The sequence below is a fragment of the Acinetobacter sp. V89_7 genome (genome assembly GCF_029967895.1).
Taxonomy (GTDB): Bacteria; Pseudomonadota; Gammaproteobacteria; order Pseudomonadales; family Moraxellaceae; genus Acinetobacter; species Acinetobacter soli.
On sequence record NZ_JASCAJ010000032.1, the window covers coordinates 106,692 to 120,750 of the forward strand.

Annotated in this window: 10 protein-coding genes; 3 read left to right on the forward strand and 7 right to left on the reverse strand. The window is 46.0% G+C overall.

The features are described from left to right. Positions 1 to 42: 42 nt before the first annotated feature. Positions 43 to 2,226, reverse strand: coding sequence for a carboxy terminal-processing peptidase (locus tag QLG00_RS13255; protein WP_119025182.1), 2,184 nt, complete (start codon positions 2,224 to 2,226; stop codon positions 43 to 45). A gap of 232 nt (positions 2,227 to 2,458) precedes the next feature. On the opposite strand from QLG00_RS13255, the gene nagZ reads away from it, so the two are divergent. Both nagZ and QLG00_RS13265 read left to right on the forward strand, forming a co-directional pair. Next, positions 2,459 to 3,478, forward strand: a complete 1,020-nt coding sequence (gene nagZ, locus QLG00_RS13260) for a beta-N-acetylhexosaminidase (RefSeq protein WP_282471187.1) — start codon at positions 2,459 to 2,461, stop codon at positions 3,476 to 3,478. Positions 3,479 to 3,586: 108 nt separating this feature from the next. Further along, positions 3,587 to 4,444: a class I SAM-dependent methyltransferase gene (locus tag QLG00_RS13265; RefSeq protein ID WP_282471188.1), complete on the forward strand. Its 858-nt coding sequence runs from the start codon at positions 3,587 to 3,589 to the stop codon at positions 4,442 to 4,444. Here the strand turns inward: QLG00_RS13265 and QLG00_RS13270 are convergent. Next, complete coding sequence (locus tag QLG00_RS13270) at positions 4,441 to 5,775, reverse strand: alpha/beta hydrolase (protein ID WP_119690163.1); 1,335 nt, start codon at positions 5,773 to 5,775, stop codon at positions 4,441 to 4,443. The genes QLG00_RS13265 and QLG00_RS13270 overlap by 4 nt on opposite strands. A 306-nt stretch (positions 5,776 to 6,081) precedes the next feature. Here QLG00_RS13270 and QLG00_RS13275 point away from each other — a divergent pair, with 306 nt between their 5' ends. Next, entirely contained in the window at positions 6,082 to 7,347 is a 1,266-nt protein-coding gene (locus tag QLG00_RS13275; RefSeq protein ID WP_004932889.1) for a glutamate-5-semialdehyde dehydrogenase, read from the forward strand. A 122-nt stretch (positions 7,348 to 7,469) separates the two neighbouring features. Here the strand turns inward: QLG00_RS13275 and QLG00_RS13280 are convergent, their stop codons facing one another. The 5 genes from QLG00_RS13280 to edd form a co-directional block, all read right to left on the reverse strand. Then, on the reverse strand, positions 7,470 to 9,095 hold the full coding sequence (locus QLG00_RS13280; RefSeq protein ID WP_004932884.1) for an NADP-dependent glyceraldehyde-3-phosphate dehydrogenase: 1,626 nt from the start codon (positions 9,093 to 9,095) through the stop codon (positions 7,470 to 7,472). 149 nt (positions 9,096 to 9,244) lie between these two features. Beyond that, on the reverse strand, positions 9,245 to 9,757 hold the full coding sequence (locus tag QLG00_RS13285; RefSeq protein ID WP_004932877.1) for a gluconokinase: 513 nt from the start codon (positions 9,755 to 9,757) through the stop codon (positions 9,245 to 9,247). Positions 9,758 to 9,773: 16 nt separating this feature from the next. Then, positions 9,774 to 11,132, reverse strand: a complete 1,359-nt coding sequence (locus tag QLG00_RS13290) for a gluconate:H+ symporter (RefSeq protein ID WP_004932875.1) — start codon at positions 11,130 to 11,132, stop codon at positions 9,774 to 9,776. Between the two features lie 163 nt (positions 11,133 to 11,295). Further along, positions 11,296 to 11,925, reverse strand: coding sequence for a bifunctional 4-hydroxy-2-oxoglutarate aldolase/2-dehydro-3-deoxy-phosphogluconate aldolase (eda, locus tag QLG00_RS13295; RefSeq protein ID WP_004943699.1), 630 nt, complete (start codon positions 11,923 to 11,925; stop codon positions 11,296 to 11,298). A gap of 32 nt (positions 11,926 to 11,957) precedes the next feature. Continuing rightward, positions 11,958 to 13,805 carry a phosphogluconate dehydratase gene (edd, locus tag QLG00_RS13300; RefSeq protein WP_282471189.1) on the reverse strand — a complete coding sequence of 616 codons (1,848 nt, stop codon included), beginning with the start codon at positions 13,803 to 13,805 and terminating at the stop codon, positions 11,958 to 11,960. Between the last annotated feature and the right edge of the window lie 254 nt (positions 13,806 to 14,059).

Here is a 14,059-nt window from a genome sequence, read left to right on the forward strand (position 1 = left end):
TATACATTGATCGCGAGAAGGTTTTTTAAAGCATGTTAAGGCTTATTTTCCTTGGAGCTTTGAGTAGTCTAGCAACACATTCATCGCCTCATTCACAAAAGCCTCTTCTTCAGGAAGCGGCGGACGCTGCGTAGCTTTCATTTTGGCACGCGATTCACTGAGCGCATCCAAAGAAGCCTGATAGGTTTCCCAATTAGCATAAGGCTTCAAACCTGTCGCCGCACGGCGTTTGTTTTCGGCATCTAGGGTTTGCTTCTCTAATGCCAAAATTTCAGCCTTGCGTTGGTCGATATCGAGCACAGTACGTTTCTGATCTTTGGTTTCTTGTGCAATCGACTTACGTGTTTCCAAGTAGTTAAATTGCGGATCTTTCGAAACACGTTGCGTTGATAACTGCGCCAATTTAGTAACGTAAGGCTGAATTGAACCTTCGCGTTTAAATGGTGCGGTTGGAATGGTATCCCACTTCAATGCATTTTTGGCTTTACGCTCACCAAACTCTTCATCGTAAATATCCACCAGCTTAATGTCTGGAATAACCCCTTTATTTTGGGTACTTCCACCGGTCACGCGGTAGAATTTACGCTGTGTCAAGGTCGCCTGACCATAGGCCAGACTGTCTAACTGCACCTGTGCAGTTCCCTTGCCTGTAGTGGTACTACCAATCACCACGCCACGCTCATAGTCTTGTATGGCCGCAGAGTAAATTTCACTCGCCGATGCAGACGCCAGATTCACCAAAATCGCCAGCGGACCTGCGTAGGTCTGTGCGCCACCGTCGTTGTCTTCAAAGACACTGACATTACCGTTGCCATCTCGAATTTGAACCACAGGACCAGATTTAATCACTTGCCCAAGCATACGCGCGACTTCTTCAAGCGAACCACCTGGGTTGTTACGTAAATCGATGATAATCCCTTCAACATTTTTGGCAGAAAGTGCCTTCAAGGCATTGTTGGTATCTTCAGAGACCGAACGATACTCGGTACCGGCACGACGGGCGCGATAGTTCAAGTAAAACGATGGAATTTCAATCACACCGTACACATGTTTTTTACCGTCACGAGTCAGCTCTACAGTACGCGAACGCACACCGGCATCTTCTTCCTGAATGACATCACGCACCAAAGTCACACTGCGGGCCTGACTCATCTGCGCCCCCGGCCCCAACACACGAATCGTGACTTTGGTACCGCGTTTACCGCGAATTAGCCCTACAATTTCCGAACTTGGCCAGCCAATCACGTCGACCATCTTGTCGCCATCTTGGGCCACCCCAATGATACGATCACCGGATTTAATTTGACCCGACTTACTTGCCGGACCACCTTCTACAATGGTTTCAATTTTGGTGTAGTCTTCATTGCCACGTTCAGGACGAATCGACACCCCAATCCCTTCAAGCTGTAACGTTGTCTGGCGGTTGAGCTCAATGGCATCGATTGGCGGATAATAATTACTATGTGGATCATAAGTGGCCATCATCGCGTTGAGTGTCTTATCGAGCACGTCATCGCTTTTTACCCGCTTCAAACGTTCCAACTGACGTGTGTAACGTTTCACCAAGGTTTGAACAGGGGTTAAATCATCTGCACTGGCCAAGTCCTGCCCATTTGCAAGTGAAGGATTGTCTTTAAGTGCCTTTTGTTTGGCCAGATCCTCTTCTTTGCTGATGGTCATGTTGATCAACTGCGACACCAGCATTTTACGCCAGTAATCTTGCTGCTCGGCAGCCGTTTTAAAATATGGTGCTTTTTCGCGGTCTGTCTCGATATAGACATTTGGCTGTTTGAGATTTTGCGGCTTTTTCAGCTCATTAAGTACAAACTCGTAAAACGCTTTAAGATGTTCACGGTATTGCGCATGAATGGTAAACGGACCAGATAAATCGCCTGCTTTTAAGGCAGCACCGAAGGTCGGTCCGTATTTTTGCTTATATTGAGCCACTTCAGCAGCAAGAAAAATCGAATGATCCGGATCGAGGCTATCGAGATACATATCTAAGATGCGGTTCGATGTGGTGGCATCCAGACGCATGTTGAGATAATGCTGACGATCCACCAGCGTTGCGAGTTGGCGCGACACCAGCGCTTGTTCTTTGGTAGGTTGAATCGACTGAGAAACAGAAACAGTATCGGTCGCGGCGATTGCCTCATTAATTGCATGGGAGAAGAAAAAACCGCCAGTTGCGAGCGCAACTGCACATGCGAGTACTTGAAGTTTCATAAATTCTTAATACGTCCTGAGCTTTCCATTATCAGGGTGGATTGCCTAGCCGTTGAAAATGCAATTCACCCCACACGCCGAGTCTTCGATCTTTATCGTCGATTCAACATCTTAATCAACTTAATTTGTGTACGTCGTGTAGTTTTATCATATTCTGTGCTGACAAAATGTAGCAAATCATTGCAAAATTCCGTTATCGTTCTTTAATTCACACCCCAAAACGGATTCTTATATGATTGGCGCATTGATGCTCGACATTGCTGGCACAGAGCTTACTCAAGAAGATATTGAACTCTTGCGCGCTCCGCAAGTCGGCGGCATGATTTTATTTTCAAGAAACATCGAATCACCCGCTCAAGTACGCGCCCTGACCGATCACATGCGTCAAATTCGTCCCGACATTTTAATTGCCGTGGATCAAGAAGGCGGACGTGTGCAACGCCTGAGAACCGGTTTTAGCGCACTTCCTGCCATGGGTAAATTCGGTGAATATTATCCTGAGCAACCCGAGCAGGCAGTTGCTCTGGCCGAACAATGCGGCTGGCTAATGGCCACCGAAGTACTGGCTGTCGGAATCGACTTTAGTTTCGCGCCAGTACTTGATATCAATGCCATCAGTGATGTGATTGGCGATCGGAGCTTTGCCAACAATCCGCATGATATTACCGTGCTTGCCGCAGCCTTTATGCGTGGAATGAAACAAGCAGGCATGGCGACCACAGGAAAACATTTTCCGGGACACGGCTCTGTCAAAGCCGATTCGCATGTAGCCGCGGCGATTGACTCGCGTCACTACGATGAGATTTATCGGACCGACATGCAGACCTTTATTCAGTTGATGCCTCAACTGGATGCCCTGATGCCTGCACACGTGATTTATGATCAGGTCGATCCACATCCGGCTGGCTTCTCACCGTTTTGGATTCAAGAGGTGCTGCGCAAGCAACTTGGTTTTGATGGCGTTTTGTTTTCAGATGACTTGACGATGCAAGCCGCTTGCGTGGCTGGTGGCGCAGATGAACGCTTAAAAGCGGCACTTGATGCAGGCTGTGATATGGGACTAGTCTGTAATGATCGCGCAGCAGCATGTTTGGCGCTGGATGCCATTTCCACTTATGCACTTCCTAATCAAGATCGTTTAAGCCGCATGCGTGGTCAATGCCCTGAACTAAAAATTTCAAGTGCATTATCGCTCGGAGAAACATGGCAAACGACTAAAAATGCTATTGAAGCGTTTAAAAATTCATTTTAACTTGCATAGAGCAGCAAGGATCTAATCTAAACCAGAAGCTGTACGCAGCTTCTGGTAAAACGCGAGAAGCAAAACACAACGATTAAAATAAAAATGAGTCAGGACGATATGAAGCCATCTCTTTCCAAACATCGACATATTTCGTTTACCGCACATTATACCGGTTACATTTGGTACAAAATGGGTATTTCACATCAGGTGTTTGCCACCCGTAAAGGTCGATCGCTGGTCTCTTTGGCGCACCCACTGGAAACTTGGGCAGAAAAATTTGTGGGCGGCAGCATGCGCAGCACACTCAAACAACGCCATCAAATGCTGGATCAGACACTTGAAGCGCTGATTGCACAATATCCAGACCTTCAAGTACTTGAAATTGCTTGTGGCCTATCACCGCGTGGCTGGTGGTTTAGGCAGCAATATCCGAATATTGAGTTTCGCGAACTGGATTTACCAGATATGGCAGCTGTCAAACAGGCCGCCCTTAAACAGCTCGACCCGAATAGTCCGGATGTATTGTCGGTGGATCTGTTTACACCTGATTTTGCAACAGTATTTGAACTTTTCGACCCTAAAAAACCCTTGGTGATTATCAGTGAAGGATTGATCAATTATTTTAGCAAAGCCCTGCTGGGCGAATTGTTAGATGCACTCTCGACCCATGGTCATGAATTTAAACAATTACATTATTTGACCGACTGGTATCCCGAGCCTACACAAAACAAACTGGCTGCTGTAATTTGGCATAGCAGTAAGCTTCTTAAATGGGTGTCACGCAGTGCATTCAGTTTTCACTTCACTACACCGCAAGAAATTCAGCGCTTTTTTAATCAGCACGGATTTGCGCAGGTTCAAATTCTTCAACCTGCACAATTATCTCAACCATTTAATTCAGTGAATCCAGAACAACAGGCACATTTAGGTGATTTGGTCTGGATGGTCCATGCACAACACTTGGCGCAACCCTAGACGACCGCTGCAAAGTGCTGCTGACGTTGCTTTTGACGCTCGACATAACGCAATAAGCGATCGGCAAGCGTGAAACTACCATGTTTAAAGATCGCTCTAACTCCAGAAGCTTCAGCTTCAAAGATCAGACATTCAATCTGAAAGCTTCCTTCGTCATCATGTAAATGCAGTGCCAGATCACGAGGTGCATCATTGACTGCATTTAAATCCGTCAACTGCTCTAATCGAAAAAATACCCCAAAAAAACTCAGATCAACAATTTGCACATCAATCGAATGATCGTGTAATCGATGGGTCAGCTTCGTTTTAGACGGATTAACCTGAATGCGAATTTCGCCGCGACGCTCCATCATCTGCATCTGATCGCGAGTCATCGGTAAAATTCCGTCTAACTGATGAATTGAACGACCACTTAAAAATGCCTCAAACAGACGCATGGTTTCCTTACGGCGCTGAAGCTGGGGAACATGATCGGCATTGGCAATAAGCGCAAATTGCATATTCGGACATTGCAGTGCAAAGTTGGCATTTTCATAAGGCAAGGTAAAACTATCGAACTGCCCTGCCGCGACCAGTGTTTCGCATGTTGGTACGGGTACATCGGTTAGACGTAGCAAACGCTCACAGTTGATTTGATAGCGTAGTCGTTCAGTGGCATTAAACTCTGACATTTGCTGAAAAAACAAACGTTTTGCTGTAGGTGACATTCGGGTCTGATCTAGCTTGGCATGATTGACCAAATATAAAATCACCGCCTGACCAAATTCAGACATACGGTCTTCTTGCATGAGTTTGAGCGACTCTTCCAAAATCATGCGCCAGCTTTTTCGCGTTTTTTGCATAACCCCCATCAGCACCAAGCGCTCGACCATATCGGGGCGTAAGTCTGCAAAGCAAGAAGCGATCACCGAGCCCAAAGACATTCCCATGACCGAAATTTTACTTAGTTGAACCTGTTCAAGCCACTGTACAAGAATTCGCGCCAGATCAGGCAGCTCCAAGGTTGCCGCCGATACACCGCTGTCACGGTTGGTAATTTGCTGATTTGCGCCCATCGATGGCAGATCGATTAAAATCACAGGGCCGCACTGGAATAACTGTTCGACACAATATTTATAGGAATTAAAGTTTTGAAAGGCACCGCCAACAATTAAAATCGGCGTTTGATGCGCGGTTTCTGGTGTGGCAATCGCCATGTATTCGACTTTCCAGCCTGCGATCCAAGTTTCTCTTGCTGGCTGTTTAAAGCTATCTCGGTGGTATAAATCAAAAAAACCTGATGACATCCCTTCACGATGAACATCCTCATCCATGCGGATAATGGAATTCATGTTCTTCCTCCTGCTTGCATTGGATTTTTATTTCTACAAGCTATGTTCAACCATTCATTAAAATTTGAGTTTTACAGGTAACGCTGTTATTTCACTAAAAAAAAGAGTTAAGTGACCGTATTTTCATTCTATACAGATGCAGGATTTTTAAGCAATACATTTCACCGCCACTTATCCAGATTCATTTTTAAATAGATTACAAAATATATCGCGCGCTATTTATGCACGCTTTTTGCATTGCAAGCATTCATTGTTTGTAAATTGCCTGCTACTATGGAAAGTCCAAGAATAATTCTTTGAAAGCGTATGCAAGATTCAATTGAACATTATATGCAGACAGTAGGTCAGCAGGCACGTCGTGCATCTCGACTGCTCTCAAGCGCATCTACGTCCGTCAAAAACCATGCACTGTCGTCGATTTATACAGCTTTGGCAGACCGTCAGAACGAGATTCTTGCGGCCAATGCCATTGATATGAAAAAAGGCCAAGAACAGCATCTTGACAGCGCATTACTGGATCGATTGGAACTTACCCCCACACGCTTTAAAGGAATGCTGCAAGGCTTAAACGATGTCATCGCATTGGTCGACCCCATTGGCGAAATTACCGATCTGGCCTATCGTCCATCTGGTATTCAAATTGGCAAGATGCGTGTTCCGCTTGGTGTAGTGGGCATGATTTATGAGTCTCGTCCTAACGTGACACTAGAAGCTGCTGCACTAGCCCTAAAATCGGGTAATGCGATTATTTTGCGTGGCGGCTCTGAGGCTTTTGAATCGAATAAAGCCATTGCAGCAGCCATCCAGCACGGTCTCAAACGTGCGGGCCTACCAGAAGCAGCCATTCAGGTGATTGAAACCACTGACCGCGCAGCCGTAGGTCAGCTCATTACCATGTCTGAATATGTAGATGTGATTGTGCCACGTGGTGGAAAAAGCCTGATCGAACGCATCACCAACGAGGCCCGTATTCCAGTTATCAAGCATCTCGATGGCAATTGTCATGTGTTTGTGGATGTTGAAGCTGATTTGCATAAAGCCTTACCCATCGCACTCAATGCCAAAACACATCGTTATGGCGTATGTAATGCCATGGAAACCTTACTGGTTCATGAGGAAATTGCCGAAGAATTCTTGCCGGGCATTGCCGAACTATATGCAGAAAAACATGTCGAGCTGCGCGGCTGTCATGCAACGCGTAAAATCCTCGGTAGCGGTGTAAAAACAGCGACTGAAGAAGACTGGTATACCGAATATTTGGCCCCTATCTTGGCCATTAAAGTGGTTGCCAATATTGATGAAGCCATTGAACACATTAATAAATATGGCTCGCATCATACCGATGCCATCGTGACCGAAAATTACAGTAAAGTCCGTAAGTTTCTGGCCGAAGTCGATTCAAGCTCAGTGATGATCAATGCCTCTACACGCTTTGCCGACGGATTTGAATATGGTTTAGGTGCTGAAATTGGCATCTCGACAGATAAAATTCACGCACGCGGTCCGGTTGGTTTGGAAGGATTAACCTCACAAAAATGGATTGTGTTTGGCGACGGTCAAATTCGCCATTAAGCCAATAAACCATTCATAACTTTCAATCAAAGCGTCTGATCAATCTCAGGCGCTTTTATTTTTATCTTTAAGTGTTTAAATAAAAAAACCAGCCCTCAGGCTGGTTTTTTTATATTTAGTGTTTAGAAAATAAAGTCGGTATTTACAAACTTCGAGTAATGCTCAGACACCATAGAAGCCAACATGCCTTTATTGTCATCGGTTTGTTTGGTTGCAATCATTGAGCGGATAGAGAAGGCACGCAAGGCATCATGCACAGACAAGGTTCCTTCCGCAGAATCTTTACGGCCGCCAAACGGGAATACATCCGGACCACGCTGACACTGGCTGTTAATATTGACACGGCAAACCTGATGCACCAATGGATCGACCAAATGACCAATCTGCTCAGGATCACTACCAAAAATACTCACCTGCTGACCGTGATCAGAAGTTGTGACATAGTCCAGTACTGTTTCAACATCATCATACACACAGATCGGCACAACTGGACCAAATTGCTCTTCACGATACAGTCGCATCTCCTCTGTCACTGGATACACCACGGCCGGATAGAACATGGTTTTACAGTGCTCGCCGCCCTCTGGATTGATTACCTTCGCCCCTTTGGCTTCAGCATCTTCGATCACTTCGGTCATATAGGCTGTGCGATGCATACCTGGTAATGGCGTAATAAATACACCTGGTTCCCATGGCATACCGACTTTAAGCTTGCCTAGTTCAGCCGTTAAACGCTGTGCAAATTCATCGGCAATCGAGCGATGTACCATCAACATTTTAAGCGCCGTACAACGCTGACCATTAAACGACAATGCTCCGAGCAAGCACTCTTTCACTGTCAGGTCTAAATCTGCATCTGGCAAAATAATCGCTGCATTTTTGGCATCTAGTCCTAAAATTGAGCGCAGACGATGTGATTTTGGATGTTGTTTTTTCAAGTAATCTGCAACTTTACTCGAACCAATTAAAGCCAGCACATTGATTTTACCCGATGCCAGCAAATGAGGAACCACCAATGAGCCAGGCGCATAGATGGTATTGATCACACCTTTCGGGAATGAATCACGGAATGCCTCTAACAGTGGTTCGAACAATAAAGTACCAAATTGAGGTGGCTTAAATACAATGGTGTTACCCATCAGCATAGCCGGAATCAGGGTTGCAAAGGTTTCATTGAGCGGATAGTTGTATGGTCCCATACACAGCACGACACCCAATGGCGTACGACGGATCTGCCCGATGGTTCCTTCGGCCATCACAAAACGTGAGTTGGCGTTGTCCAGATCTTTTAAGGCATCAATGGTCTGACGCATATAGGTCACAGTACGATCAAATTCTTTTTCAGAATCTGCCAAGCTTTTGCCAATTTCCCACATGATCAGCTTCACAATCAAATCGCGCTGTTTCACCATACGCTGAATGAAGTTTTGCATGCACACAATGCGCTCGGCCACTTTCATCATTGGCCATTCACCACGGCCATTGCTATAAGCACGTACGGCTGCGTCTAGTGCTTCATCACTTTCCTTTTCACCCATTAATGGATAGCTACCTAGCTCAACTTGCTGTAGGCTGCCATCTGGCTGCTGTGTCCAGATCGGAGACAATGTGGTCTTGGTTGCTCCTGCCCATGTCTTGAGTTCACCATCGACCAGTGAAACACGTTGATGAATCTGAGGTAGACGCATATTTTCAGGAACGCCGTCTACTGTAGGAAACTTCTGCTGCAAATGATTTGATAAGCCCATTGTTGTTATCTCCAATTAATTATATGTCTAAACCTGATCAATAACGGTCAGATTTAGCTCCTGTAAATACCAGCATTGCAGCTGGTATGGATCTTGGCTTGTACCATAGGGGTCACAAGCCTTCGAGAATTGCATATTTCTAAAAACTACTACCCGCGACAGACACTGTTGCTTATGCCTAATTTTTGGGTCACTTGTTCGATAATTTGTCTCGGTGAAAGCGTGATATCCACAACAATCGCTTCACCGACACTCGGCTCTTCGAGTGTATCTAGCTGGGTTTGCAACAACGATGGATCAAAGAAGTGATCCGCTCGTTCAGCAAGTCGCTTTTGCAAGACCTCGAACGAACCTTTTAAATAGACGAACCGCACATCTTGATCATTCGCGCGCAAGATCTCGCGATATGCATGTTTGAGCGAAGAACAAGTAAACACTGCGGTCTGGCCCATCTGCTGTTTTTGCTCGATTGCCTGACGAATGGCGTGTAACCACGGCAACCGATCTTCATCGGTGAGCGGAATCCCTTGGCTCATCTTGCTTTTATTGGCAGCCGAATGCAGCGTGTCGCCATCAAGAAAATCACAAGACAACCGCTCGGACAATAACTTGCCAATTAACGACTTACCTGTTCCACAGACACCCATTGCGATCACAATCATGGCGATTCACCTTTAACTATATGAGGACGCTGAGTAACAGCGTAAAAGCCAAACCCAACACCGAAATAATGGTTTCCAATACAGACCAAGTTTTAAGTGTCTGCCCCACCGTCATACCGAAATATTCTTTGATCAGCCAAAAGCCTGCATCATTGACATGTGAAAACACCAATGAGCCTGAACCTGTAGCAAGAACCAACAGTTCCGGTCTAACTTCAACGCCCGCTGTGGCCGCAATCGGGGCGACAATACCGCAGGCTGTCGCCATTGCAACAGTAGCGGAACCAGTTGCTAGACGAATCAAGGCTGCAACAAACCAGCCTAAGAGTAATGGTGATAAATTTGCTTTTAATGCTGTAGAGACAATTTCATTCGAAATCCCGCTATCACGCAAAATGCCACCAAAACCACCACCCGCACCAACGATCAACATAATGCCGGCAATCGAAGCCAAACAGCCGCCACAGAATTTTTCAATTTGTACGCGGGTGAAACCTTGCATGGTGCCAAAGGTAATAAAGCTCACCAATACTGCAATTAACAATGCAATATCAGAGGTTCCAATAAAACGCAGCAAATCGTTGGCAAAAGTTTTAGGTGCAAAAAATAGATCCGCCCAGCTACCTACCAGCATCAACGCCACAGGCAACATAATGGTGAAGATCGTGATACCAAAGCTTGGTAATTCGCGTGTTCTGTTGCTGTCTGCATCAATAAACTGCTGAGCCAAAGGGTTATGTTCAGGCAATTTGACATATTTGTTGATCCAGAGCGCATACACAGGCCCCGCAACAATCGCGGTAGGCACACCGACTAAAAGTGCATAAGCAATGGTTTTGCCAATATCAGCATTGTAGGCCTGCACCGCGAGTAGTGCTGCTGGATGTGGTGGAATCAAGCCATGCACCACAGATAAGCCTGCCAGCATAGGTAAACCCACAATCAGTAACGACTTACCCGTACGCTTGGCAATATTAAAAACAATCGGAATGAGCAGTACAAATCCGACTTCAAAAAACACAGGTAAACCCACCACAAGACCAATCACCATCATGGCCCAATGGATATTTTTCTCGCCAAACCATTGAATCAGTGTAATCGCAATGCGTTCTGCACCGCCCGACTCGGCCATCATCTTACCGAGCATGGTACCGAGTGCGATCACGATCGCAAGGTGGCCCAAAGTTTTACCAGTACCAGCTTCATATGATTTAACAATGTCACCCATTGGCATACCAACAGCTAAGGCCAAACCGAGTGAAACAATAATCAGCACCAGAAACGGGTAAATTCTGAACTTCGCGATCATGACCACTAAGGCAATAATCGCAACTATGGTGTAAATAAGTAACATGCCACCCTGTACGGTCTCCATGTGACACTTCTCCTTGATTTAATTCAATTTGAGCAAACCACCCAAACGAGTGTCTTCAATCGATTAATTTCCTGCGACTGAGACACTATTTTTTATCTTTAAGTATGATCAATATCAGATGATCACGTTCATGCAATATCTAAAAACTAATTAAAATTGATACTTATTCAGTACGTAACTGACTTGCGGCTTGCGCCAAACGCGTAATTTCAGCCCAGTCTTGCGCCGCTACTACCTTTTTAGGTGTTAACCACGAGCCACCCACACACACAACATTCGGTTGCTTTAAGAAATCTGGAGCGGTCTCAACTGTGATGCCACCGGTTGGACAAAAGCGTAAATTTGGAAATGGGCCATAAAATGCCTGAAGCATTGCCACACCACCCGCTTGCTGGGCTGGAAAAAACTTAACCATGTCATAGCCGAGCTCAATCGCCTGAATCAAATCGCTTGGCGTCATCACACCAGGTAATAGCGGCAAACCGGCGTCTTGTGCTGCCAGATGCAAGTCTTTAGTCAAACCCGGCGACACACCAAATTGTGCACCTGCCTTTTTGGCTTGGGCGCAGTGTTCCGGTTTGGTGATGGTACCGACACCAACCACAATGTCATCAGCCAACTGACTTGCCCGCTCGATTGCAGCCAACCCGGCAGCCGTGCGCAAGGTGATTTCAAGCACTTTCACACCGCCAGCATGCAATGCACGAGATACATGCTCACCTTGTTCCGCCGAATCAAATGCCAGTACCGGAATCACAGGGCCTAACTGAACAACATCTTCCATCTTGATCATGATTTTTTGTTCCTATTCTTTATTCTTCAACGTTAAACTTGAACGTCTTCGCCGACCAAGGCACCAAATACAGAAGCACCATGCTCGGCAGGTGCGGCCGCCGAGCGAAATACACCAAATAACTCACGACCAAAACCAACTTCGTTTTCAGCCTGATGCGCTGGCTGTGCAACAGGACGTGATTGCCAAATTTGCTCATCAAGCTCCACATCAAGTACGCCAGCCTCGGCATCGATGATCAGCATATCGCCGGTTTGTACCTTGGCAATCGGACCATTGAGCAAGGCTTCTGGAGACAGATGAATCACGGCTGGAACTTTGCCCGATGCACCCGACATGCGCCCATCGGTGACCAAAGCAACATGAAAACCCTGATCTTGTAATACACCCAGCAAAGGTGTTAAACGATGTAGTTCCGGCATTCCGTTGGCGCGTGCACCTTGAAAGCGAACCACTGCGATAAAATCACGATGCAACTCACCACGATCAAATGCAGCCTGTACTGCCTCTTGTGAATCAAACACAATGGCAGGCGCTTTGACTTTACGGTGCTCCGGTGCAACCGCAGAAATCTTGATCACACCCCGACCTAAACGGCCCTGCATTAAACGCAGACCACCATCAGGCTGAAACGGCGCATCAATGCTACGCAATACTTTTTCATCTAAACTTTGCGCGACTGCATCCACCCAAGTCAGCTTACCGTCTATAAGTTTTGGCTCTTTGGTGTAGTGCTGCAAACCTTTACCAGCTACCGTGTTGACATCGTTGTGCAACAATCCAGCCTCAAGCAAATTACGAATGAGGAAGGCAACACCACCGGCAGCTTGGAAGTGATTGACATCGGCCTTGCCATTTGGATAAATCTTCGCAAGCAATGGCACAACAGCAGACAACTCATCGAAGTCATCCCAGTCAATTAAAACGCCTGCCGCACGGGCAATGGCAATCAGATGCAAGGTATGGTTGGTTGATCCACCTGTGGCCAGTAAGGCCACAATGCCATTGATAATTGATTTTTCATCCACAACATGGCCAATTGGCGTATAGTTGCCGCGTTCAACAGTTAAATCGAGCACACGAATTGCTGCTTCTGCCGTCAGCGCATCGCGCAACGGCGTATGAGGATGAACAAATGCCGCACTCGGCAAATGCAAGCCCATCACTTCCATCAGCATTTGGTTGCTGTTCGCGGTACCGTAAAATGTACAGGTCCCTTGACCATGGTAAGCAGCAGACTCAGCCTCTAACAACACGTCACGCCCGACTTCACCTGTTGCAAACTGTTGGCGGATTTTGGCCTTGTCGTCATTCGACAAACCACTGGTCATTGGGCCAGCAGGCACAAAAATGGTCGGTAAATAGCCAAATTGCAACGCACCAATCAATAAGCCCGGTACGATCTTGTCGCAAACACCCAGACACAATGCCGCATCAAACATATTGTGAGACAGCGCAATGGCAGTACTCATCGCAATCGTTTCACGAGAAAATAACGACAGTTCCATACCTGCATTACCTTGCGTAATGCCATCACACATTGCGGGTACACCGCCAGCAAATTGTGCTACACCGCCATTTTCTCGCGCTGCTGTTTTAATTAAATCTGGAAATGATTTATAGGGTGCATGCGCCGAGAGCATTTCATTATAAGAAGATACAATGCCGATATTGGGTTCGCGTCCGACTTTAATAATGAGTTTTTCTGAATCGTCCATGCTGGCAAAACCATGTGCCAGATTGGCACATGAAAGCGCACCACGAGCAGGAAATTTGCCTTGCGCATCTTCAATACGCTGTAAGTATGCAGCACGGGTTTTTTGGCTACGTGCAATCACACGCTCGGTCACTTTTACTAATATCGGATTCGGCAAGTCCATGCTGGGCGCTCCTTTTACAACCGGATAAGCTGGCAAAAAAATAAACCAAATGATTCTAAGATCATTTGAAAAAATAAATAATAGTATTGGGGTAAAAAGCCACGTGCTATCTCAGTGAATACTAATTCGACAGTCCGTATACATACTTTAAATGGTATAGAGAAATTAGATTTTTAAAATCAGAAGCTCTTAAAAAAGCCTATATATCATTACACTCAAAACCGGTTTTTAAAACTACAGCAAGATTATCTCAA

Bases quoted from the DNA above. Each gene is read 5' to 3' on its own strand.
- QLG00_RS13255 (WP_119025182.1), bottom strand. From the start codon at position 2,226: ATGAAACTTCAAGTACTCGCATGTGCAGTTGCGCTCGCAACTGGCGGT.
- nagZ (WP_282471187.1), top strand. From the start codon at position 2,459: ATGATTGGCGCATTGATGCTCGACATTGCTGGCACAGAGCTTACTCAA.
- QLG00_RS13265 (WP_282471188.1), top strand. From the start codon at position 3,587: ATGAAGCCATCTCTTTCCAAACATCGACATATTTCGTTTACCGCACAT.
- QLG00_RS13270 (WP_119690163.1), bottom strand. From the start codon at position 5,775: ATGAATTCCATTATCCGCATGGATGAGGATGTTCATCGTGAAGGGATG.
- QLG00_RS13275 (WP_004932889.1), top strand. From the start codon at position 6,082: ATGCAAGATTCAATTGAACATTATATGCAGACAGTAGGTCAGCAGGCA.
- QLG00_RS13280 (WP_004932884.1), bottom strand. From the start codon at position 9,095: ATGGGCTTATCAAATCATTTGCAGCAGAAGTTTCCTACAGTAGACGGC.
- QLG00_RS13285 (WP_004932877.1), bottom strand. From the start codon at position 9,757: ATGATTGTGATCGCAATGGGTGTCTGTGGAACAGGTAAGTCGTTAATT.
- QLG00_RS13290 (WP_004932875.1), bottom strand. From the start codon at position 11,132: ATGGAGACCGTACAGGGTGGCATGTTACTTATTTACACCATAGTTGCG.
- eda (WP_004943699.1), bottom strand. From the start codon at position 11,925: ATGATCAAGATGGAAGATGTTGTTCAGTTAGGCCCTGTGATTCCGGTA.
- edd (WP_282471189.1), bottom strand. From the start codon at position 13,805: ATGGACTTGCCGAATCCGATATTAGTAAAAGTGACCGAGCGTGTGATT.